This is a genomic window from Neptunicoccus sediminis (assembly GCF_001719615.1).
GTDB classification, from domain to species: domain Bacteria; phylum Pseudomonadota; class Alphaproteobacteria; order Rhodobacterales; family Rhodobacteraceae; genus Amylibacter; species Amylibacter sediminis.
Window position 1 is genome coordinate 179,808 of sequence record NZ_MDVX01000012.1, and the last position, 26,630, is coordinate 206,437.

Consider the following 26,630-nt stretch of genomic DNA (forward strand, 5'->3'; position numbering starts at 1 on the left):
ACGGAACTGCTGACAGGTGGTCTAAAATTACCGAAATAGGATAGCGCCAGTTAGCCTATTGGATGATTCCAATACGGGAATTGTCTCAAAACTCGGCGGGCCTGCCTAGAAGTTTCTTATTGTTTTTGAAATGATGGAAATCCCTTTTGGGATCATGCGGCTGTCGATAGACGAATAGGCCAGCCGGAAGTGGTTTTTCGGGGCGTTCGGGCCTTCAAAAAAGGGTGCGCCGGGTTCGATCAACACCTCCTCTGCCTTAAGCAATCGTGCCAGATCAACCGTATCCACATGATCGGGCGCACGCATCCAGAACGACGATCCGCCAAATGACGCACTGCCGGCAACGGTTAATTCGTGGTCTGCCAGCGCCTTTGCCATGACCTGACGCCGTTCAAAATAGGCGTCTTTCATGCGCCGGATCAGCGCGTCGTAATGCCCGAGCGCAAGGAAATTGGCAGTGGTGCGCTGCATGTGGCCGGGGGGATGCCGCAACACGGTCGTGCGCAAGGCACGGGCCTGTCGGATCAACGGCTCCGAACCGACCAGATACCCCAGACGCAGGCCCGGAAACAGCGATTTCGAGAAGCTGCCCACATAGATTACCCGCCCTTCGGTATCGAGCGATTTTAGCGCGGGAGAGGGGGCGTTCAGAAAGGACATCTCAAATTCGTAATCGTCCTCTACCACGATCATATCCTGCGCACTTGCCATTTCCAGCAGGGCATGGCGGCGGGCCATTGGCATGGTGGCGGCGGTCGGTGCGTGATGGCTCGGGGTGGTGAAAATGACGTCCGTATCGGGTGGCACCAGATCGGGGATCATGCCGTTTTCGTCAATATCAACAGGGGCCAGCGCGCATTCCGTGTGGCGCAGGATGTCGCGCACACCGGGATAGCCCGGATTTTCAAAGGCGGCCTTGCGCCCTTTGCCAAGCAAAAGCTGTCCGACCATCCACAGCGCATTCTGCGCCCCGACCGTCAGCAAAATCTGGTCGCGGTTGGCCTGAATGCCCCGCCGTGTCAGCGTGTGTCTGGCAATGAAATCAATCAGTTGCGCATCGTCTTCTTCGGCATAATCCGACGTCAGACTGTCGAACTCTTTCTTGCCGAGCGCTTGGTGCGCACAAAGCCGCCAGTTGGAATGGCTGAACAGTTGCGGGTCGGCCTGACCGTAGATGAAGGGATAGGGGTAGGACTGCCAGTTAAAACATTTGGCCACCATCGGCGCACCCGTATAGCGGCGTTGCAGGGCGGCGGACCAGTCAACTTTATCAGTGCGATCCGCTGTGGTGCCATCAAAGGCCGACGTGGGCGCATCATCCGCCACAAAATACCCCGAGCGGGAGCGTGTCGCAAGGTATCCGTCCGCCACCAGTTCCTGATAGGACAGGGTGACGGTGATCCGGGAAATCCCCAGATGTTTGGCCAGTTTGCGTGAGGAGGGCAGCCGTTCACCGGGCAGAAAACGGCGCGATAGAATGGCCGAGGCCACGATCTGCCGGATCTGGCTTTGCAGGCTGCCTTCAAAGGCTGGATCGAGAAAGAAGAGGTCTTCGGATAGGGCCATGCCGCAACTTAGCTGGACCTAGGCGCGTGGTAAAGTGGACTTATCGCTTGGCGCTAAAGTTTCAGAAACTGGGAGCGTTCCCCGTCATGGCTGAAAAAAGGAACCGGATGATCTCCGTCCGGTTCGTTCAAACGGTTCTGCACCTCGGCCAGCACCACTTCGGTGATGAAGGGAAGGTCGAATTCACGGGATTTGGCCAGTGGAATCCATTGCAGATGGGATAATTCATCCTGCGCCCGCCCGAAATCATCCGGATCATCCTGAATAAGCTCGGCGCGGCCCAGAAAAAACCGCGCATCAAATCGGCGCGGGCGACCCGGAGGCGTAATAGCGCGGAAAATAAACTCCAGTCCTGTCGGGTCGGGCAGACACCCCGAAAGGAAAAAGCTCTGCCAGTTGTCAGGCTGGGTATGGGCCATTTCGGGTGCCCTGTCGGAACACTGGCCGATGCGCTGTCCGGTTTCTTCCCACATCTCGCGAATCGCGGCGGCCAGCAGGGACGGGCCGAGTGACGGATCGGATTGCGCCTTCAGTCTTTCCATACAGGCATTCTGTGCGGTGTTGGACAGGGTGACTTCGGCATCTGTGGGATCGACAGCGCCACCGGGAAAGACGAATTTATTGGGCATGAAGACAGCAGATTTGCCCCGCTGCCCCATCAGAACCTGTGGTCCGTCGTCACCGTCGCGCACCAGAATTACGGTTGCTGCGTTTTTGATGGGGATGTCATTCATGTTCTGCGCCTGCCTTTATTGCTTGGGCATATATAAATCCCCCGCCCGCAGGCTTGTCCAGCTATTCCGCCGCGACTGGCGTAACGTCGCGGCCAAAGCCGTGCATCCGTTTGGCCCACTGCAAGCCGACGAAAACCCCTTTAATCCGCGGCAGCATATAAAGTGCGAGCGCGACAAAGGCGACCATGAAGCCCACACTCAGAACCAGCGCATTGGGGCGGAAGACCTCAAACATCAGCATCATCAGCGGGGCCAGAAGGTGCCCGCAGATCAGAATGGTCACATAGGCGGGTCCATCATCCGCGCGGTGGTGGTGTAGCTCCTCCGAGCAGACCTCGCAGGTGTCGCGCACGGTGAGATAGCCTTTAAGCAGCGGTCCGGTGCCACAGTTGGGGCACTTGCGCCGCCACCCGCGCAACATCGCAGGCTTAGCCTCACGCTCTGCCACGTTGGGGGCAATGATATGGTCGTTGTTTTCCATTGGACACCTTTGGATCAATAGTCTGATCATAATTTTCCATATGGTCAATTTAGATCCATCGGCGCTGAAAAGAACTGGGACAAGCTGTCTTGCGGCGGGATGTCGCAAACTTGCCGTGCGAAAAACTTTTTTAAGAAAGTTGCGACGGAACCTTTGGCGGCCCTGCGTATCAGACCCGACACAACACGGTCACACTGAAAACCAAACCAAAGGAAATACAATGAAAAATCCTGTAAAATACGGACTCATGGGTGCAACGGCTCTGATGATCGCGCTTTCAGCGACTACTCCGACTATGGCCAAACCCCGCGGCGGGTTGCAGTTTGAAACGTTGGACACCAACAGCGACGGTTTCGTTGATAAGGCGGAATTGCTTGCCGCCCGCGATGCCCGCTTTGATGCGATGGATGCGGATAAAGACGGCGCTGTCACCAAGGAAGAGGCCAAAGCCCACCGCAAGGCAATGCGCGCAGAGATGAAGGCCAAACACGCCGAATCCGGTAAGGAACGAAAAGAGCGCGGCAATAAAGACGCGGCGCGGGGAGACATGTTCGACAAGCTGGACGCCGATAGCAACGGGTCTTTGTCCAAGGAAGAATTTGAAGCCGCCCGAAAGCATCACGGCCGCAAGGCCCATCGCGGTGATCGTATGATGGCCAAGATGGATGCCAATAAAGACGGCAAGATCACCCGTGACGAGCTGGGCACAGACATGGCGGACCGGATGATCAAACATCTCGACACAGATGGGGACGGCAAGATTTCCAAGGCCGAAGCAGACTCCGCACGGGGTAAAAAGCACGGTCGCGGCGAATAAACCCTGACACAGCAATGTCCGGCCCTTGGTCCGGGCATTGCGCCACCCCATTGATAAAAGGTATGCCGGTGCAGGATGATGCCACTTGATACCAACGACGATATTAGCGACGACGCGCTTATGGTTCTGTTTGCAAATGGCGACGGGCAGGCGGCCTCTGTACTGGCGTACCGCCACACGGGACGGGTGCTGGCGCTTGCGCTGCGCATGCTCGGGGATAAGGCCGAAGCCGAAGATGTGGCCCAAGACGCGCTGATGCGTTTGTGGAAGATTGCACCGGACTGGCGGCAGGGAGAGGCCAAAGTGTCCACATGGCTCTACCGCGTGGCGAGCAATCTGTGTACGGACCGGCTGCGCAAACAGGGTGGCAAACGGGCAAGCGAAGACATCGACAATGTGCCTGAACCCAAAGACGACGCCCCCTCGATAGAGTCCGATCTGATCGCGCGGGACAGGGCAAACGCATTGCAGGCCGCGCTGGAAACCCTGCCAGTGCGCCAGCGCAAGGCGGTAAGCCTGCGTTTTTTGCAGGAACTGGCAAACCCCGAAGTGGCAGAGATCATGGAAATTTCAGTGGAAGCGGTTGAAAGTCTGCTGGCGCGGGGAAAACGCGGGCTGGCAGAGGCGCTGGAGGCGCAAAAAATGGAACTGGGATTGGATACATAGATGACAGATTCAGAAAAAGGCGAAAACCAAGAGATGCTGGATGTGTTTTTTGAGGCGTCAAGGGCGCAAGATCCTGTGCCCGGTTCGGATTTAATGGCACGCATTCTGGCGGATGCATCGCAGGTTCAGGCTGGTTTCAACCCAGCACCTGCCGTGGTGTCACACCCGTCAGCGGGGCAACCCGGCCAGACCTTGCTGTCACGGATTTTCGCAGTGATGGGCGGTTGGGCCGGTGCTTCGGCTCTGACTGCCTCGGTTTGCATCGGCGTGCTCTACGGGGCCACGGCACCGGACACGGTCCGCAGTTATCTGCCCGCACTCGATGAACAAACGGCAGAGCTGGACTACAGCTATCTGGGACTTCTGGACGAAACCGTCGCAGATCTTGAAGGGTAAAGAGAATGACACAAACGACAGAGATCAGAAAAACCCGTAACTGGGGAAAGGTCGCTTTGATCGGATCGCTTGCCCTGAACCTGCTGGTGGTCGGGCTGGTAGTCGGTGCCTTTGGCCGCTTTGACGGACATGCGGGCGGACGGGCGGGGATGGGACTTGGAAGTTTCATCAAAGCCTTGCCGGAAGCGGAACAGGATATGGTGCGCGCCGCTTCGGGGCTGCGCCGCGAGGATCGTAAAAAGACGATGCAGGCGCTTCGCGCGTCAAAAAACGCGCTGGAACAGGCGCTGTTGGCACAGCCTTTCAATGAGGAGGCAGCCCGCGCGGCGATCAAGGCCCATCACCTGATCGCGTTGCAACACGGAGAGCGTCTGCAAAATGCTTTGGTCAAAGCAGTGGCCGATATGTCGCCGCAAGACCATGCAACCTATGTAGAACGGGTGCACCAAGAGCAGGAAAAGCGCCTTGAGCGTGAAAAGAACCGCTGATTTATGCTGACAACTGGGGGCAGGTCAGGCGGCCTTATCCCCGAAAATCACGCGGTTGCGCCCTGAATCCTTGGCCCGGTAGAGCGCACGATCCGCAAAACCGAGCACCTCCATTGCCTGATCGCTGCCCAAACCCGCACTTGTACTGACCCCAATGCTTGCAGAAACGGCAATCCGGTTGCCGCTTTCATCGAGAAACGGGGTGTGACAGATCGCACGGCGCAACCTGTCGGCAATCTCTTGCAGGGTGGCGAGCGGCGTGTCTTTCAGGATTATAAGAAACTCCTCGCCCCCGTAGCGGCACAATAAATCGGCGCTGCGAATGTTGCGCAACAGCCGTTTGGCGGCCTCTTTCAACACGTGATCGCCGGTAAGATGACCATAAGAGTCGTTAACGTTTTTGAAACGGTCAAGGTCTAGAATCATCGCTGTGACCGAGGCTTGCGGGCGGGCAAGTTGCTGGTCCAGATATTGCAGTCCGTAACGCCGGTTATAAAGCCCTGTCAGCGGATCGGTCAGGGCAGATTTCAAATGGTTCGCTACCGCCCTTTCCGTGCGGTAGGACATCTGTTTTTGCCAGATCATCCGGCGCAGGGCGGTGGCAAAACGGGCGGGGCCGCTGGTGGCGGAAATAAATTCCTGCGCCCCCAGTTCCAGCGAACGGGCCGCGTTCGGGCAACCTGTGTCACAGGCATAAAGGATCGGCGTTTCCCTGTCCGGATTGCGCTTGCGCAGGTCGCAAATGGTCTGAAAGGCCGCCGTCCGCCCAAGGCTGGTCTCATCCACCAGCGAAATATCGGCGGGTGGGTGATCCATGCGCTCCTGTTCCGTGCGGATCAGGCTAAGAAGTGGAAAGTCACGGTTGAGAAGGGCAGCAACCTGCGCTTGGAAAGAGGTGGTGAAAATCGAGAGGGCGCATGACAGGTCGAGAACAACTTTGCGGGCAAAAGGCGGGGGATAAAAAATGGACGGTTCGGCAAAGCCCATCTGTGTGATGGTCGACTGACGGGCGATTAGCGCGTCGAGCTTTTCCTTACCGCGAATCAACATGTTAATCCGCGCCGCCATCAGCCAGCGCTGCGTGGTGTAGGCCATGACATCATCCGCCAGACAGTCATGGGCCGCATCCCAAACCGCCGTATCCGCGCTGTCATGCAGCAGGATCACAGGAATATGCGCCGTAGCCTGAGACTGGGTAAGACGGGAAATATTTTCAAAATCCGCTCTCTGTTCCGCCGCATAAGACAGCATCACCAGATCCGGCGGCGCAAAACGCAGGCTTTGGGCCAGTTCGATCCCGTCCGAGGCCAACGCCACGTCAAAAAAATCCCGCGTAAGCTGGGATTTAAGCATCAACCGGTTGGTGACTTGCGGATCAAGAAGAAGGATACGTCCAGGCATAAGTGCAGTCCTGCAGGTGTGAATTCGTGAAAGGCGTTACAAACTGGGCTAACAGACACGGTGCCAAACAGAATGCTAAGCACAGCGCCGAACAGGATGCCGGACGCGGTGCTAATCTGCGACGCGTGCGGCGGGATTGCTGACAGTTAACCTTAATAGTGTTAACGAAACCTTTCTGAACTGGAAAAAATTTGAATCGGATTGAAGCGGGATGAAGCAAGAACAAGCGGAAATCATTGCGTTACAAGCACTTGCTTGGATAGTAGCAGAGGATGATCTGCGGGATGTGTTCCTAGGGGCCAGCGGTGCGAGCGTTGATGATTTGCGCACCCGCGCCGCTGATCCGGATTTTCAGGGGGCTGTTTTGGGGTTTTTGTTAATGGATGACACCTGGGTGACGGGGTTTTGCGACGCCCACGGCCTGTCCTATGAAACCCCCTACGCCGCGCAACAATCCCTGCCGGGGCAGGGGGAGGTTCACTGGACCTGAGAGCGGGTTCAAAGGTCGATTTCCAGCACGCCCCCCGGTTTCGCGGCGCGGGACTGGCACAGGATGAGTGCGGTTTCGCGCTGGGCGTTGGACAGGACGAAATCGCGGTGCTCAACCGCGCCTGAAACGATGCCGCATTTGCACACGCCGCAAATCCCGTCAGAGCATTTCACGTCAATGTTTACGCCTGCTTCCAGCAAGACGTCTGTCGGGCTGCGGTCCGCCGGAATTTCAAAACTGCGCCCCGATTTCGCGAGCTTCAGGGTGAAAGGGTGGTTTTCGTATTCGGGCATTTCGGGGACCGAGAAATACTCCAGATGGCGGTTGTCTTCGGGGAAGCCATTGGCCTCGGCGGTGTCCATGACAGATTGCATGTAGATGTCCGGCCCGCAGGTATAAACATGGGCATCGGGTGCATAGGTCAGGATTGCGGAAAGATCGGCGCGACTGCCTTTGTTGGAAAAGTGACAGGAAACCCTGTCAGACCAGGGTTGTTCAGCCAGAATTTGTGCGAATGCTGCATCTTCCTTGCGAGAGCAGGAATAGTGTAGCTCAAAATTCCGCCCCAGCGCATGCAGCCTGTGGGCCATGGCGACCATCGGGGTGATGCCAATTCCGCCGCCCATCAGATAGGTCATGCTGGCGTCTTCGACCAAGGGGAAATGGTTGATGGGTTTGGAGATAAACACCATGCGGCCTTCTTCAAATATCCGCGACATCAGCTTGGAACCGCCACGGCCCGCATCCTCGCGCAGGACCGCTATCTGGTATTTGGAGCGGTCTGCCGGATCTTGGGACATGGAATACTGCCGGAAGAACTCCGGCGCGACGACCACGTCGATATGGGCTCCGGCAGTGGATTCTGGCATCGGGCTGCCGTCGGGATTGGAAAACTCGTAAAGCGTGACACTGTCGGTCAGATGTTCGACTTTGGACAGTTTAACCCGCATGACAGGGGCATCATCAGGATTCCGGTTCACATAGGTGTGCTCGGTCGGGATGCCGGCGGCGCGGCGGCGTTTATGCTCCGCTGCCGGTATCATGTCCTGATAGGCCCTGATCGCGGCTTCGCGGTCCATCGGGAAAGGCCATGGATAGGGCGGGGGCAACAGGTTGGCGGGGTATACCGCGAGGGTTTGATCCTGATATTTCAGGTCCAGTTCGGTGGAGAGCCCGCGCAGATTGGGTTCCTTAACAGGTGTGGTATAGGGGCCTTCATCCACCATTTCCAAATCCCACCACCAGCGTTTGGTCGGGTTGATCTGCCCGTTCCCCACCATATCATCCAGCTTGGCCAATGCCTTAGCCGCTTTGGGCATTTTCATCGCGGCCCAACGGAACGGGGCTTCTGCAAACAGTCCTTCCAGATTCCACGGGCAGGTTTTCATACAGCGGCCACACATGGCCCCGCCTGCGGTGGTGATCCGGTAGGTGGTGCATTTCTGGCTGTCGGATTTCCAGATTTCATAGCCGTTGAACATCAGTTTGGGTCCGGCGGTTATCGCCCCTGACGGGCATTCGCGGGCGCATTTATTGCAGCTTTCGCAAAAGTTTTGCAGGCCAAAGTCGATGGGCTTGTCATGGGTCATCGGCATATTGGTCGTCACCGTGCCAGATTTCAAGCGCGGGCCAAGGAACGGGTTCAGGATCACCTCACCGATGCGGGACACCTCGCCCAGACCGGACAGCAGCATCAACGGCGGTTGCACCACTTCAGAGCCCATCACCGTATGGACATTGGCGGTATAGCCAAGGTTGCGGATTTGCTGGCCCAGAACACCGCCAAGCAGGGAAAACCGCAGATAGGCGCGCATGGACTGGGCGCAGGCGATCCAGTCATCGCCGGATGCGCCCTCCATGGTTTCATGCCCTTGGTCGATCACGATTGAAATGGCGTTGGAGTGATAGGGGGTCAGTTCCGCGCCAGTGGCGTCATGGGAATAGTAGCACCAGTCAGGACAGGCGGAGAGGCCCACAGCATCACAGCCAAGGAAATAGGCGGTGGCCTTCAGGTTGGCAGCGTTCCGGTCCGGATCGGAAACGCTCGGGTGAATTTCATCGGCCTTGCCGCCGTCTTGCAACAAAACGAATGCGCCAAGGGCAGGGCGAAAGGCAAAGGCCGATGCGGATTTGCGCACGTAATTGCCATTCTTTGCCGCCTCTTGGGTGTTGGGGCCTAGGTCTCCGAACAGGCTGCGGGCAAACATATCGGCCCGTTTGGGCACCCGCGCCACGTTTGGTGCGTCAATATAGGTGGTCGGATCGTCTACGCGTTTGAGCTTTTCATAAGGATGGGGTCCGTCCGCGAAGTCACGTTTGGCAAAAGGATCGCGGCTGCGTTCGGATTTGGCGTGTTTTCCGGTGCCGAATTTGTAGGAATAAAGCGGCGGTTGGGCATCCGACAACGCTTGGTCGGGTGCCAGATCCAGCGTCGTCGTCACCACCGCCAGCCCGAAGCGGGTGCCAAGGATCGGATTGCAGGCCACTCCGTCCTGAATGGTGGCCAGCCCACCAGCAACAGCGGCGCGGGACAGGTCCAGATCAGAGGCCGAACCGGAATGGGCACGGGCGTCATATCCCAAAGTGCGGATATATGAGGCCAACACCGATGCGGTTTCCGCAGCGCGCAGGGCGGCACGGTGGACCTGTGCGTTTTGTATCCAATCGGTGCCCCGTTCATCCGCTTTCGGGTCGCGGGGATATTCAAACAAAAAGGTAATCGCGTGGGTGTGATGGGTGCAGGTGGTGGGCGGCGCCTTCATAGAGTCGCGCAAGCCCGCAAGGATCACATCAATCCCGGAGGCGAGTGTTTTGACCTGTTTGGTGCGCAGGGTCTCGGCCAGACGGTCCACATCGGGGTTGGATAAAGGGGTTTCCAACCACATTTCGGGCGTTATCAGACTGGTGCCTACCATCGAGGCATCACAGTAATACCCAAAGGCTTTTAGATGGTTGGCCCGCTCTTGCAGATCGTCGGGAATGCTGGCGATTTCCTTTTTAACCATCCCGTCGCGAATGGCGTCCAGCATCGCCTGATATTCCCCCATCGCATTGATAACAGAGGTCGGATCGGGATCGCGAAACAGCACTTGCGGCGTTGGCGACAGGTGGCGCAGCTCCGGCTGGTCGGCGCGGCGGCGCAGACGCTCCAGCGGATAAGGGCCAAGGTGAACGGGGCGGTCTTTGTAGGAAAACAGTTTGGTCATGAATCATACCCCCGAAGCGGTGGATGTGGCGGTTTGTGTCAGTTTTTGCAGCAGCGCGCTGAGCGTGACCTGTTCCTCGGGAGAGAGGCATTTTTCAACGTGGTCCCGTTGTTTCTGCGCAAACGGTAATGAGAGGGCGAGGCTGTCCTGTCCTTCTGCCGTCAGTTCAACCGTGGTGGTCCGCTTGTCCGTGGTGCCGGAAACACGGCGCAGCAGTCCGTTTTTCTCCATCTGTTTCAACGTGCGCGAAGTCGCAGGACGAATGATCCCGATATAATCGGCAATGCCAGAAGGTGTGGTGATGCCCTGTTCCCCGACCGCGATCAACACGCACCACATCTGGCGGGTCAGCCCGATTTGGGAAAGGTCGGCATCAAAAGACGCGTTGTTGCTGCGGGCGGCGATGGTCAGGCGATAACCGAGACCATCGTGGAGATCGAAAGGCTTTGACATGATTAACGTTGTTAATTAAATTTTATCCTGTGTCAATCCGAAACATTTCGTGGCTGGAATGCGGGGCAAAGAGGCTTTAGGGCTGGCAATCAGAAATGGACAACACGGGCGGCTGGTTATGGCGATCAAGGGTATGGTTTTTGACAAGGATGGCACGCTGTTTCACTACGGTGCCACCTGGACAATCTGGTGTGATCTGGTGCTGGAGGATCTCTCAAACGGGGATCAGGAGAAAAAGCGCGAACTGGCCGCTGCGGTCGGCTTTGATCCGGACAGCAACAGCTTTCTGTCCGGTAGCCTGATCGTTAACGCATCCGCCGGAGAGATTAACCACGTTTGGGCCAGCTTGTTGCCCGAACTGACCGAAGAAGACGTGGATGCGGTGGCGGTTAAACATCTTGGAAGCCTTCCTTCGGTTCCGGTCTGTGACCTCAAGTCGCTGTTTGCGGATTTGCGGGCGCAGGGGATCAAACTGGGTCTTGTGACCAACGACTACGAAGAAGGCGCCCACCAGCAGTTGAACCAAGAAGGTATCGCGGATCTGTTTGATTTCATTTCCGGATTCGACAGCGGCCACGGGGTCAAACCGGCAGCAGGTCCGCTGCTGGCCTTTGGTGCGGCAACAGGTTTGTCGATGGATCAAGTGGCGATGGTGGGGGATTCTACCCATGATCTCGGGGCGGGACGGGCCGCGAAAGTTGCGATGAACATTGGCGTTCTCACAGGTCCGGCGGATACCGATGATATTGCCCATCTTGCGGATGTGGTGTTGCAGGATATTTCGGGAATTGCGGCCGTTCTGGGGTAGGCGTTAACCGGATTGGGGTGTTTCCAGCGCCACACGCCCCTTGCGATCTGCCGACGGTTTCAGCCCGAATTCCACCTGATACAACCGGGACAGATGAGAGGGGCTGGGAAAACCCGTCATCAGCGCGATCTCAAGGATCGACAGGTTGGTATGCCACAGCAATTGCCGCACCTTTTCCAGCCGCAGCTTGCGGTAATACCGCGCCGGAGAGGTGTCGAGATAGCGGGCAAACATCCGTTCCAGAGAGCGCACAGTCTTGCCCGCCGTTTTCGCCACAACCGGAATTGGCAAGGTGGTCTCCATATTGGCAATCATCGCCGCTATCGCCTGCTGCATCGGTTTGGGCAGCGTATCATATTGATGTAGCGAATAGGGGCGCTGCCCCACAGAGGCCCCTCTGATCCGGTCGATCTGATACTGGTTGCCCACCGCATTGGCGACACCGGCACCGCTGTGACTGGCGATAATGTGCAGGGCAATATCCATTGAGGACAGCCCGCCGGAGCCGGTCCAGCGGTCCCGATCCATGACGTATAGATTGGGCGAAACTACGAGTTCGGGAAATTCCTCTGCAAAAGCGGGCTGGTTTTCCCAATGCAGGGTAAACTGGTAGCCGTCCAGAAATCCGGCCCGTGCCAGCATGAAGCTGCCAATACAAAGCGCCCCGAAAACTTTGGACTGGCGGGAAAACCGCTGAAGGGCTGTGTTCAGGGCCGCCCGTTGTGGCGGATTGGCCTGCATCCCTGCGCATACAAAGAAATAATCGAAGCGCGCTGTGGTTTTCAAAGGCTGCGTTGGCGTCACGATCAACCCGTCAGAGGCCTGGACCGGCGCATCGTCGAGCGACACGAAATCCCAAGAGTAAGACTCTCGCCCCAGTTCGCGATTGGCTGACCGGAACGGCCCCGTCATCGCCGTGATGCAAAGCGAGGAAAACTGGTCAATCAAAAGCAGGCCGATCCGGATTTTTTCCGTTTGCGGGGGCAGAGTGTCAGGCATGAGCTAATTTTTCAGCTTTGTTTCCCTGATTAAACGAAAGATTCTTACCGAAGTCTCGCCGGATTCGACAGCAAATGTCGTAATTCTGATGCTGAAAACGACATCCTGCTGCCAGAGTTAATGCTGACAGACCCGGTTTCGGGGTCCAGCGGAGGTGCAAACACCCATGGCAGCACGGATCAGAAGCGGAGGGCGCGCCGGCAATACGCGCCGCAGCTCGCCCCATGCGATTGAACAATCGCCGTGGCGGATTGTCCATAATCGCGACCGTCCGACGGAGCCTTTGGATGCCGCCGGCGTGACGGCGATACATGATGGCGCCATGCACATCCTGTCGCGGATCGGGATTAAGATGCTCAACCCCGAGGCGCTGGAGATTCTCGGGCGGGCCGGCTGTACCGTTGAGGGGCAGACTGTCTTTATGAAGGAAGATTTCGTGATGGCGCAGGTCGCCTTAGCGCCAGCGAAATTCACCATTACCCCGCGCAATCCGGACCGGCGGGTAGAGATCGGCGGCGATTGTCTGACCTTTGTAAATGTATCTTCTCCGCCAAACTATTGGGACTTGGAAACAGGTAAGAAAACCGGAGATTTCAGTAGCTTCCGCAACCTAATGAAACTGACAGGGTATTTTAACTGCATCCATGTTGCGGGGGGGTATCCGGTGGAACCTGTGGACATCCACGCCTCTGTCCGGCATCTGGATTGCCTACAGGAAAAGCTGCTGCTCACCGATAAAGTGGTGCATGCCTATTCGCTCGGAAAAGAGCGTGTCGAGGACGTAATGGAGATGGTGCGCATCGCTGGCGGGTTGAGCCATGCCGAATTCGACGCATCACCGCGAATGTATACCAATATCAATTCGGTCTCTCCTCTGGTGCATGATTATCCTATGCTGGACGGGGCGATGCGGATGGCGCGGCGGGGGCAGCCGGTTGTTGTCACGCCGTTTACGCTGGCAGGGGCTATGGCCCCCGTGACCATGTCCGGTGCCGTCGCGCTTAGCATTGCGGAAGGGCTGGCGGCGATTGTGTTGTTGCAACTGGTTAATCCCGGTGCGCCGGTGGCGATTGGCACTTTTACCTCTAATGTGGATATGAAATCCGGTGCCCCTGCGTTCGGGACACCGGAATATATGCGCGCCACGCAGATGACCGGACAGATGGGGCGGTTTTATGGCTTGCCGATCCGTTCCAGTGGCGTGTGTAGCGCCAATGTGCCGGATGGTCAGGCCATGTGGGAAACCTCTAACAGTCTTTGGGCAGCGGTGCAGTCAGGGTCAAATTTTGTTTACCATTCAGCGGGTTGGCTGGAAGGCGGTTTGATCGCAAGTCCCGAGAAATTCATCATGGACTGCGAAGTGTTACAGATGATCCAGCGGTATATGGAGCCTGTGATCACAAAAACCGGCCCCGAAGAAATTGCACTGGATGCGATTGCCGAAGTGGGTCCGCAGGGACATTATTTCGGGGTACAACACACGCAAGACCGCTACGAAACCGCGTTCTACAGCCCGATTGCCAGCGACTGGCGCAATTATGAAGCGTGGTCCCTTGCGGGGGAGGAATGGACCGCGGCGCGCGCCCACAGGATTTATAAAGACATTTTAAAGGAATACACCCCGCCGCCTATAGATGCGGCCATTCGCGACGCGCTGGCGGCCTTTGTAACACGGCGCAAGGAAGAGGGTGGGGCGCCGACGGATTTTTAACGGAATAGATCAAATGCGATTTATTCAGGCTCCGGTTTCCCGTCTGAAATAGGAATTTGTTAACGCCTGTCGCCGCATTCTGCGTTCTAAGATGAAGCGGGTGTAACGATGCATGGCACGATAAACTGCGGTTTGCAGGTCTATGTTTGTGAGATCTTTGGACCAGATATATGGGAGGATTCCTGCGCCCGTGCAGGATTGTCCGGTTTCAGTTTTGAAACCATGCTCACTTATGACGACGCCCTGACGGAACGGCTTCTCACCGCGCTTACGCAGGTTCTTGGCCGGGATCGCGCAGATCTGCTTGAAGATTTTGGCACTTTTGTTGTCTCCGAGGACCGCCTGAAATCCGTGCGCAAACTGCTGCGCTTCGGGGGGGAAAGCTATGTTGAATTCCTCCAATCCCTTGAGGATGTGCATGACCGCGCAAAAATCGCGCTGCCGGATCTGGATGTTCCACGGTTTGAACTGGAAACCCACGGGGGGGACCGTTTCACCGTGCACTACAAATTTGAAAAACTGGGGTTCGGCGCTGTGTTTCTGGGATTGTTACGGGGAATGGCGGATGACTACGGCGCATTGATCCTGATAGACCATATCCCCGTGCCGGAGGAAAACTGGGACAAGGACAGGTTTGAAATATCCATGATGAAACTGTCAGTGCCTGACGCGCTGCAAGACCCAAGGGCGATAAGCCTATGAGCGTGGTTTCCTTCCCCGACCGAATTTCAAGCGCAGCTAAAACAGCCACGCCGGATTTTGCAGGGCTCCAAACCGTTTTTGACACTGTACTGCCGTTCCATTGTGTCATCGACCGGAATGGTAAACTGCGTCATGCAGGCCCCAGCTTTCGCAAGCTCTTTTTAGATGCGCCGGTGATCGGCGCAGATGTATTCGACCTGTTGTCGGTTCGACGACCCGCAGGCATCACCGATTTTGCAGGGCTTCTGGCGGTGGAGCGGGAACGGCTGACCCTGACAGTGCCCGCACTCGACAATGCAAAGATGAAAGCGGTTGCCGTGTCATTGGGGCAGGGCGCGTTGCTGCTTGATCTGTCCCTTGGGGCTGGAGTTCTGGATATTGTCAGCCGCTGCAATCTTAAGAACAAGGATTTCTCTCCGGCTGATCCAACGGTGGATATGATCTACATGATGGAGGTGCAGTCCTTCGTTTACCAACAGCACAAAACCCAGAGTCAGAAGCTTCAAGGTGCAAGGGTTCAGGCCGAGGAAGAGGCTTATACCGATGCGCTAACCGGACTGGCCAACAGACGTGCCCTTGAAAGCCATATGACGCGTCTGCTGCGGCGCAATAAGGGAAAAGGCTTTGTTCTTATGCAGATTGATCTGGACCGCTTTAAGGCGGTGAATGACACCTATGGCCATGCTGCAGGCGATTGGGTGTTGCAGGAAACCGCAAATCGGCTGCGGCGCCGGATGCGTGTGTCGGATCTGGTGGCCCGTGTGGGCGGCGACGAGTTTGTGATCATCATGTCGGAATTTGGTAGCGCAGATGCGGTTAAGACCGTTGCAGAACGGTTGATCAATGACTTGCGCCAGGTTTTCCGGTTTAAGGATGTGGACTGCCGCATCGGTGCGAGTATTGGTGCAACGATTGTTGCCGCCGGATCGGAGCGAGCCGCAGAAGAGATACTGGCCGCAGCGGATCGCGCGCTCTACACCTCAAAAGAGCGGGGCCGCGGGGTTTATCATCTGAACGAGACTATGCCTCATTCATGTCACATTCCTTAACTGCGCAGCAAAGAATCGGCGGTGACGCTGGGGAAACTTTGACGATTATCGCGGGAAATTTGCGTAATCGGGCTGGAAATGAGGCCCAAATGAGGCGCATTTGATGCCTGAAACGCAGTGTTTCCATTGGACATACAATGGCGGCGCTGGTCGGTCTGGATGACTGTTGAGGTCACGGGTCGAACGCTCAGAAGCAGTGTCAAAATTGGCAGGATAGATAGGGTTGAAAATCGGGCATCACGCTGATTTCATTGTATACTCCGGTATAGCTCCGCCAGAATTCGTATAGGCTGTCAGAGACAGTCCACGAAGAAAACCCTTGGGGATTGGGTCGCGGTTGTTGTGGTGAAGGTGCCCTGAAATGCGCCTGATTTTGTCCAAAAATGCCGCAATTCGCTGCACACTTGCTGAAATGTGGAAGAATTTTGTTCACCGCATGGGGAATACTTGGTATTTATAGGTCATCGCCCTGTGGCGAATGTGTATTTAGACGGTTCACAGGTTTCTTTCGGACCGTCGCTTAAGAGAGTGTGAGAGTAAAATGACAAAAGCAATCAAACCCACTGCTATCCATTCCGACCGCCGCTTTGTGCTGGCCGATAAACTGCGTCCGCAAGTCTGGCACGAGCGTCAGAAAACAGCATCCGATTTCGGCGCACCAACACCGGCAACACGCCGGTTTGACGGTCGTGATGACGGGATGACGCCTGATCCGGAACTGCAAGTCGCCATCAAGGATGTTCTGGCCCGGTTCGACGCCTGAGGTTGCCTAACCTTTCGGTTCAGCAAATTCTTAGGCTGGAAGCTGAAAAAAACGAACCCCGGAACGCGCGCAACCACACTCGTGCAGCGCAATCGGGGTTGAGTTTTTACTGGAAACGACCGTTCACAGACACCTTAGGCCGGGCTTCTGGCCGCTTCCCAGATTTCAGTCAACTGCGTGGACAGCGTCATTGGATTAAACGGCTTTGGAATAATTTCCAGAGCATCGGTTGATTCCATTAACTGGCTCGACGCCTCGCTGGACTGGGCCGTCATAAACACAGCAGGGGTATTCGCAAATTCCGGCATTTGTCGGATATGGGCCAGAACCTCGTCACCCGTCATATTCGGCATCATCTGGTCAAGCAGGATCAGATCGGGATTGAATTCCCGAATGCGTTCAAGCGCTTCGTGGCCGTCCAGATACTGGGCCAGTTCCATGCCGCCAACGACTTCGAGAGCCATCTTCGTGATTTCTTGAATGTCCTCGTCATCTTCGACGTGCAGGACACGCTTTAATTTTGTCATAATGCTACCCATCCAAGGTATTCTGATGCCGCGTTTCATTTCAAATTGCAAGCAGAAGTTGTGTGTGTAGTAAAAATGCAACCATTTTTGCGTTTTTGCCCGGATCGGCAGATCGCCAGAAATTAACCATAGCGTGTATATTACTTGTGCGTACATACTTAAAGAAAAAAATAGGCGCAAGTTTTCATGATGGGTATGAAAAAAAGTGTCCGTGCAGTTAAAAAAGCGAGTTTGCTGCAGGCGGCAATTCTGTTGATGGGCTTTGGTGGCGTTATTTACGCCAATGAAGTGTACAATCTGCAAAATGAGAAGGAAGAGCTGCGCGCAGAGATGCGGGACGTGGCGGATTCCATGCGCGGAAATATTGAATCCGAGATAAATAAGGTGGTGCTTTTGGCCCGCGCATTGGGGCTGGCCATTGAAATAGAGCCTGAAACCTTTGATCAGCAACGCCTTTCTACCATTGCCAACAAGCTGACAGACAGCGACACCAGTGTGATCAATATTGGCGTCGCTCCGGATTTAGTCGTCAAATATGTCTACCCGATGGAAGAAAACGCCTCTGTTATCGGGTTGGATTACCGGCAGAACGCTGCGCAATACGCGGCGGCGCGGCAGGCGTTTATGTCAAACGAACCTGTGCTCGCCGGACCGCTGGATTTGGTACAAGGGGGAGAAGGTTTTATCCTGAGATCCTCCATCGAGACCAGTGAAGCCGCGGACCCGTCCGCCAGCAACTGGGGGATCATTTCGGTTGTTCTGGACAAGGCCACGTTCGTCGGGGCAATCCACGGCAACCACGCCACCACGATCGCCCCGCACGTCATGGCGATCCGCCGTGTCAGTGATCGCGCCGGAACCGATACGGCCTATGATGCGATTACAGGCGATCAGGCGATATTTGACGGCAATGCTGTCATTATGGATGTGCCCGTACCTTCGGGGCAGTGGCAGATTGCGGTGCAGCCGCCGCTGGGATGGCCGGTTGTGTCGCAGAAATTCCTGCACAATATCGTCTATTTCGGCGTGGCCTTTGCTGCGATTATCGCCTTGTTCGTGCTGATTGCCACTTTGCGGAGCAAACGCAAACTTGCCGAAGTGCGGATGCGGAATGCTTTGGAAGCCTGCGATCAGGGATTTGCGCTTTACGATCCGCAGGACCGTCTGACCCTGTGCAATTCCCGCTATATGAGCGACAATAATCTGAGCGCTGAGATGGTCGCGCGCAAGCCGACCTTTGAAGAGTTGATACGTCTTGCAATAGCCGAAAACCGGTTCTCGGATGATACGGTGAAGGATGAAGCCTGGATTGAGGAACGTCTTAAATTGCGCCGTAAACCCAGCGCTGTGCAACACGCACGCTACCCCGGGGGGCGGTGGTTGAAGGTGTTTACCAAGCGCATGGATGACGGTTGCCTGATCGTCTTTACGATGGATGTCACGGAGATTATCAAAGCCAAAGAAGCGGCAGAAGTTTCCGAAATCGCCAAAACGCGTTTTATGGATGCGGTCAGCCACGAGCTGAAAACCCCGCTGAGTATCCTTCTGGGATACAATGCGTTTCTGGAAAACCCGAAGCACCTGAAATCTGTTGCCGCACTTGAGGCGCAAGCTTGCAGTCTTGAACTGGAACAAATCAATGCGGTTACGGCCGAGGTGAGCTCCCACGCGCAGCGGATTTCTGCGGCGGGGGGACATTTGCACACGCTGATCGACAAGCTGCTGGAATTCACACAAAAGACGAAGGATGAATTTTCAGGACAGGGCAAAGACTTTCGCGCCGGTCAGATCGTCGGCCCGATCGCGGAACGGTTCCGCAGCGAGGCGTCGGGCAAGGGGCTGGAATTTTCGGTTATCGTTGAAGAAACCAACATTCATGCCGACCCCGTCTATGTGGACCGCTCGCTGAGCCGGATGATCGAGAATGCAATTCAGACGACTGAAAAAGGCGCTATCAAGGTTTCCGTTCATCCCGAAGGCGATAACGTCCTGATCAAAGTTCGTGATACCGGCAGTCAGGTGCTGACATCGCTGGAAGGCCAGCCGCTCTCTCATACAGATTTCCAGTCGGATTTGCTGAACTTTATCAAAGCGGACGATCCACAATCCGAATTACCAAGCCCCGAAAGCATGGGGGCCTGTATCACGGTGGAAATTGATCGAAGCGTCGGCAAGCTGGTGACATTGATTCTACCGCGTGTGGCCTTGCAAAACGGGGTGACAATGGAAGAACGAAAGGTCGCTTGACCGGCAGGTGTGGAGCCAGAGCAACAATTTATGATGTTTTGCATCTGAACATAATTGTTTCCCTATTTATGACAATATCACGAAGTAGGTTCCATTGTTAACAGGACGCGCGTTCTCTTTAGGGACATGGAGAACACGAAGGAGGATGGAGCCGTATGAGCGTTTCAAATTACAATAAAAAGGCGAAAGCCGGAAACTTCGTAGTGGCCGTGGCCGTGCTGGTCTGTGGCATCGCTTTTGTGCTCTACCGCGTCGGATTGCTGTCCAAGATGGTTTCCTTGAACGATATGGCCGCAGCGCTTGGGGTGGTTGTGGTTGTGTTACTGTTCGGTCTGGTGATTGCCTATCAGTGGCACATCAACGCACAGCGCCGGCAGTTGATGGACCGCGACCGCGAGATTTCCTTTGTGCAAACGGCAATGGACATGCACAGCATCGTAACAGTGACGGACCCGGATGCTACGATCCGGTCTGTAAATGACAAGTTTCTAAAGGAATTCGGCTTCACGAAATATGAAACGATCGGGAAGAAAATGGACCTGATCCACGCCAATCTGGGCGAGGAATCGGTCTATGAGGAGATCCTGCAGGCAACGTCTGAAGGGCGCAGCTGGGAAGGGCGCCATGCAGCGCGAACCAAATCCGGTGAGATCCGCTATTACCACGCGACCATCGTCCCACAGTTTGATGACAAGGGCGTTCACATCGGCAATGTGTCGATCCGCCACGACATCACAGATCTTCGCAAGGCCGAGGAAACCAAACGCACGAATGCGATTCTGAGCAAGCTGCATGACGAGGTTTATATCTTTGACGCAGAGACCCTGAACATTGTGTATATGAACGAACGGGCGCTGGAACGCTGTGAATGGACTGCAGAGGAAAGCCTGACAAAGCGGGTGGTGGACACCGAAGCCGAATTTAACGAGATGGCCTTTCGGGCCCATACCAACCCGTTGCTGGACGGCAGCAAGAGTTCGGTCGTGGTCGCTGTAAAGCAGGCCAAGGGCTATGTAGAAGTCCACACCAGCCTGTTGGAACAGCTTGACGGAACGACCGTCTTTGTGTCCGTGGCGCGGGATATTACCGACAGGATGGCAATTGATAAGGCGAAGATGTCGTCGGTTTCTGTGGTCAGCCACGAATTACGCACGCCAATCACGTCGATTAAAGGCTCGCTGCAATTGCTCGAAGCGCAGGCAGCGGCGTCGCTGAACGAAAGCTCGAAATCTATGGTCGCGATTGCCCTGCGCAACTGTGACCGTCTTATGTTTATTGTGAATGACATTCTGGATATGGAGAAAATCCACTCCGGCAAGATGGAATATGACCGCAAGGTCAACAACCTGAACGCGCTGCTGGAAGAATCTATCGACGTGAACAAAGGTTACGGGGACCAGCACGGTGTGCGGTTCAATTATGTGCCGTGTCTGGACGATGCAGAGGCCAATTGTGACCGCGACCGGATGATACAGGTGATGTCGAATCTGATGTCGAACGCGGTGAAATTCTCGCCCAAGGGCAGCACGGTAGAGATCGCCCTACATGACAATGTAAATAACTGGTGTATTTCCGTCGCGGATGAAGGACCGGGAATCAAACCCGAAGACCAGACGCGCCTGTTTGAAAGCTTCTCGCAGGCCAAGCCCGCAGATGGCAAGAAACGGGTTGGCACGGGGCTTGGTCTTGCGATCACCAAAAAGATCGTTCAGCATCACGGCGGTACGCTGGGGCTGAAAAGCGAGGTGGGTAAAGGCACGACATTCTACGTCTATCTGCCCAAGCTGGAGCAGATGGCGGCCTGATAGGGCTGCCGAATCTGCGGACACCGTTACACAGGACTGATCTGGAAAAGCACACATCTGCGCTGTCATAACGACGGTCCAGCCGCGCGTATCTGGTTTGTACCTTGGTCTTGGGCTGGTGCCTTGGACTGGCGCTGTGACCTTGCACGTTTAGTCAAGACGGGCAACCGGGGCTGGCGCCCTGTCCCGCAGTTCGTGATACTTCCGGAAAAGGGAAGGGGTGGTACCAGCGCCCCGGCTCGAACGGGGGGCCTCTTGATCCACAATCAAGCGCTCTAACCTACTGAGCTACGCCGGCACTGGGGCTGCGTTTAAACTTAGCTTGAAGGAATTGCAAGACTGATCTGGCTTGAAAATGCATGGAATTTCAGTTAGCGCCAGATCAATCATCAGGAGTGTGACATGGGTATCAATACAGAACGCGATATAGAGGCAAATTTGCAGATCGGACCAACCACAGACGGAATGGTGCGCCTGTTCATCGAAGGGGACGGGGTGGAGATTCCGCTCGATTTCGATCCCGAAGAGGCACTGGAAATTGCCGAAGAGATCAAAGCGGCGGCGTCCCAAGCGGCTGCGGTTTCAAAATAACAGATTCGGGGCGGGCGCAGGTCCGCCCCGTTCTTTTCAATCCACAGATTGACACTGCGCGGGCGAGGGGATCAAACTCCGGCGCATGAAATATCCGCCCCAACACCCCGCCCCCGATGACGCTGCCGCAAGGCGCGCGATTCCCCCCACCGTCTGCTATCCGGTAAACAGCCTGCCGCGTCCTGATATGGCGCTATATGCTGCGGCAAGGACCGGCATGGAAAAGGTGGACGAGCTGTTGGTGCCCGCGCGGGATGCCCGCTGCTGGTCCCTGCCTGCAGGGCATTTCTGCCGTATTGTCAGCGTAGAGGGGCCACAGGTCGGAGATCTGAACCTCTGGCACCGCGATGACCTGTCAGAGCGGTTTTATTCCGGCAAAACCCGTGCCTTACACGGTACCCATGTGTCAACCGGGGATCGGCTCTGGTCCACGATTCCGACGGTGCGTCCGCTGGCAACTGTGACGGATGACACGCTCGACTGGTATGGTTGGGACGAATACGGCGGGTCGGTTCATGATGTGATCGGCACCCGTTGCGATCCTTACACGAACCATATCCTGAACGGGGTGGATTATCATTATTGCTGCCACTCCAACCTCAGCCGTGCGCTTGCGGATTTCGCGGAACTGCCGGTAGGAGAAGCAGAACTGCTGGTCCACGATGTGTGCAACGTCTTCATGGCGACAGGATTCATGCCTGAGACAAAGCAATATTATATGAAGGCCAGTCCGGTACGGCCCGGCGACTATTTCGAGTTTTTTGCGGAAACCGATCTAATCGGTGGTTTGTCAGCCTGTCCGGGCGGGGATTGTTCCGCCCAGCATTCAAGCGACACAGCGGCCTGCTACCCGCTGAAAGTAGAGGTGTACAAACCCGCAGAAGGAGCGCTGCGGGGCTGGGAACCTGCACCGCGCAACGGCTATTCGCGCAGTCACGGGCGCTAGAGGTGGCAAAGGCTCCCTTAGAATAGGGAGCCTCCGGCGGTCATATCGTCAAGGCCTTAATGCATAATATTATTTAGTCGTAGTGCATCAGATACAAAAAGCATCTACAATTTTATCTTACATTGTGCGGTTGAAGAATTCCTTAAACATTGCGGCCGGTGATCCATACACATCGTTTCTCGGACGGTCTCCGTCATGCATTGGCGGACCCGGTAATTATTTCGGTGCCTTGTCTTGTAGCCGACATCAAGGGTGGAATGCCGACTTTCGCTGTAGGTGCAAAGCCCGACTGCAACTACGGAAAAAGCGGACCTTGATCATAGAAAATCGTATGTATGAGCAGCAAGACGGCGGCTACGCGCCCAGCTTGAGAAATACTGTGATAATTAGGAGGCGCTGAGGGAGAGGTCATACTGCCACGAAGAAGGTAGTGAACTACCAAATCGTTCGTCACAAAATTCGTATTGCTCACACAATCTCTTGACTATCCGCTTTCTTTGACCTTTGCGCATTTTCGCCGCTGATGAAGAGTTTTTAACTACATCCAACTGCGGTTTTAGGTATTCGATTTCTAAAAAGTTGCAGAACTTTGCTATGCCTTCATACGAAAAAAAGTTTTCATAAAAATCTACGTATACCTCTTCTTCTGAAAACCCAGTGTGCAATCGGCCAAGGATCCCTAGGTAATCAGATCGCTTCAAATAGTTTTGATCGCTAAGAGCGTCATTAAGACGAACGCCGAGGTTCGGTCCTTCATCGTTTCGCGCGTCAAATTTTACCTGGGACCAAAATCTGTCCGCAGGGTTTCTGAGAATAACAAATGGTTTCACTCTATTAAAGTGACTACGAATTCTCTGGAGTTCTGATAGCGGAAGCAAGGAATAGGCGGGGGTGATATCGCAGAAATGCGTTTCGGCACTCATCCTCTTCTTAAAGTAACCTTGATAGGCCGCTAAATCGTTTTCCATGGCCAATCTGTCCGCGAGGGCCTCCCGCCTCAATTCGGAACAACATTTATTAAGCTGGTTTTCAAAGAAACTGTTTGGCCAAGCTCCTCCTTCGTCAAAGTATCTAAAAAAATGCAACTCCTTAATCGGCGAGACATAGACCTGCGGATGACTCTTCAGGTAATTTGCTACCCACGTGGATCCCGTTTTCTGAGCGCCAAACCCCAAAACAAAAATGTTGTTACTCATAACCATACGCTTTAATTTTTGACCAGAATTACCATAATACATTTATTTGTAACTAATGAGCAGCTTACTTATCCGGCTGTTGCTACTCAAAACGGGAAAGAAGCCAAGTTAATTCTATATCCTAAGTTTGGTACGATCTGTCCCGTAAAGTCAAATCGAATAATATTGATAGCTTAACTAATTCACCTTAAAAAACGACATTATTATCGCTAACACCTTATCATCTCTTTTTAACAATAGTGGAACTAATTGATGCCAAACAGAAAATATGCTGCCGTTACTATGGTTCGTGATGAAAATTTGATGCTAAAAATTTGGTATCAGTATTACTCGGCACAATTCGGCGATGATAATCTCTACATTTTTGATCACAACTCATCTTCAGCGCCAGTAAGAAGTGTACTTCCAGGAGCCAAGAATGTATTTCGAATTCCCACAGATAATCCTGTTTCGGACCCTACAGGTATGCTGCGAAAATTCGATAACTATCGTTTCAAGTTTTTATCGTCACAGATAGCCTCCTTGTTGGTCTATTATGATTGTATTATTGTTAATGATGTCGATGAAATATTTGTAGTGGATCCCCGCGAAAGCAGTAGTTTGCGCGACTATCTCAATAGCAAGCAGGAGCTAAAGTTAACGTGTGGTATGGGGTTGGAAGTGATCCAAGACCTCAACGTTGAAATTGCCTACGACCCTGAGAAGCCCATTTTTGAACAACGGAAACTCTTCCGATATAACCTGAATTTCTGCAAGCCATGGGTTGTTGGAAAAGAAGTAGAAATTACTGGCCATGGTGCCTTTTCCCCATTCGAAATTGACCCAAATTTATTGCTAATGCACTTACATTGGGTGGATTATGATACCGCCCATCTACGACAAAGCAAACGACGCGACTTTTATCGAGATGGCAGAGGTGGGCTAAAGTCAAAATGGAATGATACTCAGGACACCAAAGATCAGGAATGGCGCGACTTGTTAAAGCTCAATATCTCAAGCCGAGACATGCCCCACTATGATTTTTTGGAAAACCTTTTCCCAAACTATCGTCAAAAAGTGTTTTCGCCTGCAACTTATAAGAGGCAAAGTGGTAGAAGACATAAATTGATAGAGATTCCGAAATTTGTTACAAACGCCCAACGGAATGCAGTCAAGAACGAGTTGCACAAGTTTCCAAGTAGATTTTCCGATGCCGCAATTTAATTAGACCTGTCGCGCTTTTGTGCCGCTCCAAGTGCTTGTTTGAACCACCTTCTTTTAGAAAGCGATGGGGCTTTCCGGCCCAATGCTGAGTGGCGTCTGCGCGGATTGTAGAACCAGTTTATGCCTTCGAAGATGGCGATTTCAGCTTCAGCAGTGTTTCCCAAGAATGCTGCCAGATCAGTTCAGCCTTGCCGCACCGAAAAATGCTGAATGAAGCAGGAATGTCCGCTTCAATGTGCAGCAACGCAGCACTACGGACGGCGGGTGAATGTCGGCTTTGGGCCGTTCGGGTAACTTTGCAAAGGTCACTATCTGCGTATAGCTGCCCTTGACTTGAGCTTTAGCGGTGCACCGATGTTGACCCAAAGACCTAACTGCGTCCGCACATTCCACCCCACCTTTGAACCAGATTTTAAACTTGTCCTGCTAGGTTGTGATATATCGTTTAGAAAGGAAAATACATGACGATTGATCGCATTTTGAGGCAGAAGGAAGTGATGCACCTGACGGGTTTGAGCCGGTCTACGATTTACCGCCGGATACAAAGTGGGGAGTTTCCTTCTCAGATCAAACTGACCGCCCGCCTTGTGGGTTGGCGGCAGAGTGATCTGCAGCGCTGGCTGGACACGAGAGAGGATGCTTGATGGCGTGCAGTTTGTCTGAACCATCTCCAGAAGAACTCATACCCAACCAGCATGTCTATACACTTTATTTTCAGGGCCCCTTTGCGGGCCCTGTTTCATTTTCATCGTTGGGCATCGGTTCTTCCCGTTCGATGAGGTGCTCGAAGGCGTCGACCACCTCTCCATCGTCCATTTCACAAGAGGAGCCTGCTTCATTCACAGGCAGGTCGAGTTTGTCACCCGTTCTGCCATCTGAGCGTTTTCGATGGTCAGGTGCGCCTTGTGTTGTCCACTGAGGCCTGTTTGCAGGTGTCAGGGGTGGCGGAACAGGCAGTGGCTTCTGCGGGCGTCCCATCGCGGCCTTGATGCTGCGGCTCCAGTTCTTGAAGAACCGGAACAAGGCCTCCCAGCCATCCCCATCTAGGAAGCTCCAATCCAGAACGCTATGAGCATGCCCAACATCCCCAGCTGGGGTATTCCGAAGGTGACCAGCACTATCAACAGCCTGCGCTGAGTCGATTGCGTTTCCTTTGCCCGTTTGTTGATCAGACTGCCCAGGGCTTTCTGCTGCTTGTGTATTTCCGTCTGGGCGTTCGCCAGTGCTTTTAAACTCTGCTTGATCCGGTCCGTACTCTCCCTTTGTGTGTTGATTTCCGTTGAGAAGTGACCCGGTATTTTCACCGAGATTTGACCCACCCTTGTTTATGTCTCAGCGGTCATGTTGTGGTCAATGCTGGCATCTCCTTTCTTGTTTTCTTTGCC

General features: G+C 54.5%; 25 protein-coding genes, 1 tRNA gene and 1 pseudogene. 16 read left to right on the forward strand and 11 right to left on the reverse strand.

The window, feature by feature from the left end; genetic code table 11:
• Positions 1–105: 105 nt before the first annotated feature.
• The 3 genes from pdxR to BFV97_RS13330 form a co-directional block, all read right to left on the reverse strand.
• Entirely contained in the window at positions 106–1,566 is a 1,461-nt protein-coding gene (gene pdxR / locus BFV97_RS13320) for a MocR-like pyridoxine biosynthesis transcription factor PdxR (RefSeq protein WP_069300876.1), read from the reverse strand.
• A gap of 53 nt (positions 1,567–1,619) precedes the next feature.
• Positions 1,620–2,300 carry an NUDIX hydrolase gene (locus tag BFV97_RS13325; RefSeq protein WP_069300877.1) on the reverse strand — a complete coding sequence of 227 codons (681 nt, stop codon included), beginning with the start codon at positions 2,298–2,300 and terminating at the stop codon, positions 1,620–1,622.
• A gap of 61 nt (positions 2,301–2,361) precedes the next feature.
• Complete coding sequence (locus BFV97_RS13330) at positions 2,362–2,781, reverse strand: DUF983 domain-containing protein (RefSeq protein ID WP_069300878.1); 420 nt, start codon at positions 2,779–2,781, stop codon at positions 2,362–2,364.
• A 220-nt stretch (positions 2,782–3,001) separates the two neighbouring features.
• Here BFV97_RS13330 and BFV97_RS13335 point away from each other — a divergent pair, with 220 nt between their 5' ends.
• The 4 genes from BFV97_RS13335 (at position 3,002) to BFV97_RS13350 (ending at position 5,148) form a co-directional block, all read left to right on the forward strand.
• Complete coding sequence (locus BFV97_RS13335; RefSeq protein ID WP_069300879.1) at positions 3,002–3,598, forward strand: EF-hand domain-containing protein; 597 nt, start codon at positions 3,002–3,004, stop codon at positions 3,596–3,598.
• 78 nt (positions 3,599–3,676) lie between these two features.
• Positions 3,677–4,264: an RNA polymerase sigma factor gene (locus tag BFV97_RS13340; RefSeq protein WP_108721686.1), complete on the forward strand. Its 588-nt coding sequence runs from the start codon at positions 3,677–3,679 to the stop codon at positions 4,262–4,264.
• Entirely contained in the window at positions 4,265–4,660 is a 396-nt protein-coding gene (locus BFV97_RS13345; RefSeq protein ID WP_069300881.1) for a hypothetical protein, read from the forward strand.
• Between the two features lie 5 nt (positions 4,661–4,665).
• Positions 4,666–5,148, forward strand: a complete 483-nt coding sequence (locus BFV97_RS13350) for a periplasmic heavy metal sensor (RefSeq protein ID WP_069300882.1) — start codon at positions 4,666–4,668, stop codon at positions 5,146–5,148.
• A 24-nt stretch (positions 5,149–5,172) separates the two neighbouring features.
• On the opposite strand, the gene BFV97_RS13355 is transcribed toward BFV97_RS13350, so the two are convergent.
• Positions 5,173–6,549 carry a diguanylate cyclase gene (locus BFV97_RS13355; RefSeq protein WP_069300883.1) on the reverse strand — a complete coding sequence of 459 codons (1,377 nt, stop codon included), beginning with the start codon at positions 6,547–6,549 and terminating at the stop codon, positions 5,173–5,175.
• Positions 6,550–6,760: 211 nt separating this feature from the next.
• On the opposite strand from BFV97_RS13355, the gene BFV97_RS13360 reads away from it, so the two are divergent.
• Positions 6,761–7,039, forward strand: a complete 279-nt coding sequence (locus BFV97_RS13360; protein WP_069300884.1) for a DUF3572 domain-containing protein — start codon at positions 6,761–6,763, stop codon at positions 7,037–7,039.
• Positions 7,040–7,047: 8 nt separating this feature from the next.
• On the opposite strand, the gene BFV97_RS13365 is transcribed toward BFV97_RS13360, so the two are convergent.
• Both BFV97_RS13365 and BFV97_RS13370 read right to left on the reverse strand, forming a co-directional pair.
• Positions 7,048–10,245 (reverse strand): reductive dehalogenase, encoded by a 3,198-nt coding sequence (locus BFV97_RS13365; protein ID WP_069300885.1) that lies wholly within the window; start codon positions 10,243–10,245, stop codon positions 7,048–7,050.
• Between the two features lie 3 nt (positions 10,246–10,248).
• Entirely contained in the window at positions 10,249–10,698 is a 450-nt protein-coding gene (locus BFV97_RS13370) for a MarR family winged helix-turn-helix transcriptional regulator (protein WP_069300886.1), read from the reverse strand.
• A 118-nt stretch (positions 10,699–10,816) separates the two neighbouring features.
• Here BFV97_RS13370 and BFV97_RS13375 point away from each other — a divergent pair, with 118 nt between their 5' ends.
• A complete protein-coding gene (locus BFV97_RS13375) occupies positions 10,817–11,506 on the forward strand; it encodes an HAD family hydrolase (RefSeq protein ID WP_069300887.1) in 690 nt (229 codons plus the stop codon).
• 3 nt (positions 11,507–11,509) lie between these two features.
• Here the strand turns inward: BFV97_RS13375 and BFV97_RS13380 are convergent, their stop codons facing one another.
• Positions 11,510–12,505 carry a GlxA family transcriptional regulator gene (locus BFV97_RS13380; RefSeq protein WP_069300888.1) on the reverse strand — a complete coding sequence of 332 codons (996 nt, stop codon included), beginning with the start codon at positions 12,503–12,505 and terminating at the stop codon, positions 11,510–11,512.
• A 166-nt stretch (positions 12,506–12,671) separates the two neighbouring features.
• On the opposite strand from BFV97_RS13380, the gene BFV97_RS13385 reads away from it, so the two are divergent.
• From BFV97_RS13385 to BFV97_RS13400, 4 genes are all read left to right on the forward strand, one after another.
• Complete coding sequence (locus BFV97_RS13385; protein ID WP_069300889.1) at positions 12,672–14,216, forward strand: trimethylamine methyltransferase family protein; 1,545 nt, start codon at positions 12,672–12,674, stop codon at positions 14,214–14,216.
• A 108-nt stretch (positions 14,217–14,324) separates the two neighbouring features.
• Complete coding sequence (locus tag BFV97_RS13390; protein ID WP_069300890.1) at positions 14,325–14,918, forward strand: heme NO-binding domain-containing protein; 594 nt, start codon at positions 14,325–14,327, stop codon at positions 14,916–14,918.
• Positions 14,915–15,967, forward strand: coding sequence for a diguanylate cyclase domain-containing protein (locus tag BFV97_RS13395; RefSeq protein ID WP_083225642.1), 1,053 nt, complete (start codon positions 14,915–14,917; stop codon positions 15,965–15,967). Before BFV97_RS13390 ends, BFV97_RS13395 begins: the two co-directional genes overlap by 4 nt.
• Positions 15,968–16,508: 541 nt before the next feature.
• Positions 16,509–16,730, forward strand: a complete 222-nt coding sequence (locus tag BFV97_RS13400; RefSeq protein WP_069300891.1) for a hypothetical protein — start codon at positions 16,509–16,511, stop codon at positions 16,728–16,730.
• 134 nt (positions 16,731–16,864) lie between these two features.
• Here BFV97_RS13400 and BFV97_RS13405 read toward each other — a convergent pair whose 3' ends face one another.
• A complete protein-coding gene (locus BFV97_RS13405; protein ID WP_069300914.1) occupies positions 16,865–17,257 on the reverse strand; it encodes a response regulator in 393 nt (130 codons plus the stop codon).
• Positions 17,258–17,443: 186 nt separating this feature from the next.
• On the opposite strand from BFV97_RS13405, the gene BFV97_RS13410 reads away from it, so the two are divergent.
• Together BFV97_RS13410 and BFV97_RS13415 are read left to right on the forward strand one after the other, a co-directional pair.
• Positions 17,444–19,504 carry a PAS-domain containing protein gene (locus tag BFV97_RS13410; protein ID WP_069300892.1) on the forward strand — a complete coding sequence of 687 codons (2,061 nt, stop codon included), beginning with the start codon at positions 17,444–17,446 and terminating at the stop codon, positions 19,502–19,504.
• Positions 19,505–19,659: 155 nt separating this feature from the next.
• Positions 19,660–21,309 carry a PAS domain-containing sensor histidine kinase gene (locus BFV97_RS13415; RefSeq protein ID WP_069300893.1) on the forward strand — a complete coding sequence of 550 codons (1,650 nt, stop codon included), beginning with the start codon at positions 19,660–19,662 and terminating at the stop codon, positions 21,307–21,309.
• 221 nt (positions 21,310–21,530) lie between these two features.
• Here BFV97_RS13415 and BFV97_RS13420 read toward each other — a convergent pair.
• Positions 21,531–21,607, reverse strand: a tRNA-His gene (locus BFV97_RS13420).
• 104 nt (positions 21,608–21,711) lie between these two features.
• On the opposite strand from BFV97_RS13420, the gene BFV97_RS13425 reads away from it, so the two are divergent.
• Both BFV97_RS13425 and BFV97_RS13430 read left to right on the forward strand, forming a co-directional pair.
• Entirely contained in the window at positions 21,712–21,900 is a 189-nt protein-coding gene (locus BFV97_RS13425) for a DUF6324 family protein (protein ID WP_069300894.1), read from the forward strand.
• Between the two features lie 85 nt (positions 21,901–21,985).
• Entirely contained in the window at positions 21,986–22,846 is an 861-nt protein-coding gene (locus BFV97_RS13430) for an urea carboxylase-associated family protein (RefSeq protein WP_069300895.1), read from the forward strand.
• 386 nt (positions 22,847–23,232) lie between these two features.
• Here the strand turns inward: BFV97_RS13430 and BFV97_RS13435 are convergent, their stop codons facing one another.
• Positions 23,233–24,042 (reverse strand): sulfotransferase, encoded by an 810-nt coding sequence (locus BFV97_RS13435; RefSeq protein ID WP_069300896.1) that lies wholly within the window; start codon positions 24,040–24,042, stop codon positions 23,233–23,235.
• Between the two features lie 252 nt (positions 24,043–24,294).
• Here BFV97_RS13435 and BFV97_RS13440 point away from each other — a divergent pair, with 252 nt between their 5' ends.
• Complete coding sequence (locus tag BFV97_RS13440; RefSeq protein ID WP_157888325.1) at positions 24,295–25,245, forward strand: glycosyltransferase family 2 protein; 951 nt, start codon at positions 24,295–24,297, stop codon at positions 25,243–25,245.
• Here the strand turns inward: BFV97_RS13440 and BFV97_RS19050 are convergent.
• Positions 25,242–25,471, reverse strand: a pseudogene (locus tag BFV97_RS19050) (IS3 family transposase); the annotation flags it as partial. The gene BFV97_RS13440 and the pseudogene BFV97_RS19050 overlap by 4 nt on opposite strands.
• Positions 25,472–25,706: 235 nt before the next feature.
• On the opposite strand from BFV97_RS19050, the gene BFV97_RS13445 reads away from it, so the two are divergent.
• Entirely contained in the window at positions 25,707–25,889 is a 183-nt protein-coding gene (locus BFV97_RS13445; protein WP_069300898.1) for a helix-turn-helix transcriptional regulator, read from the forward strand.
• Positions 25,890–26,630: the final 741 nt, after the last annotated feature.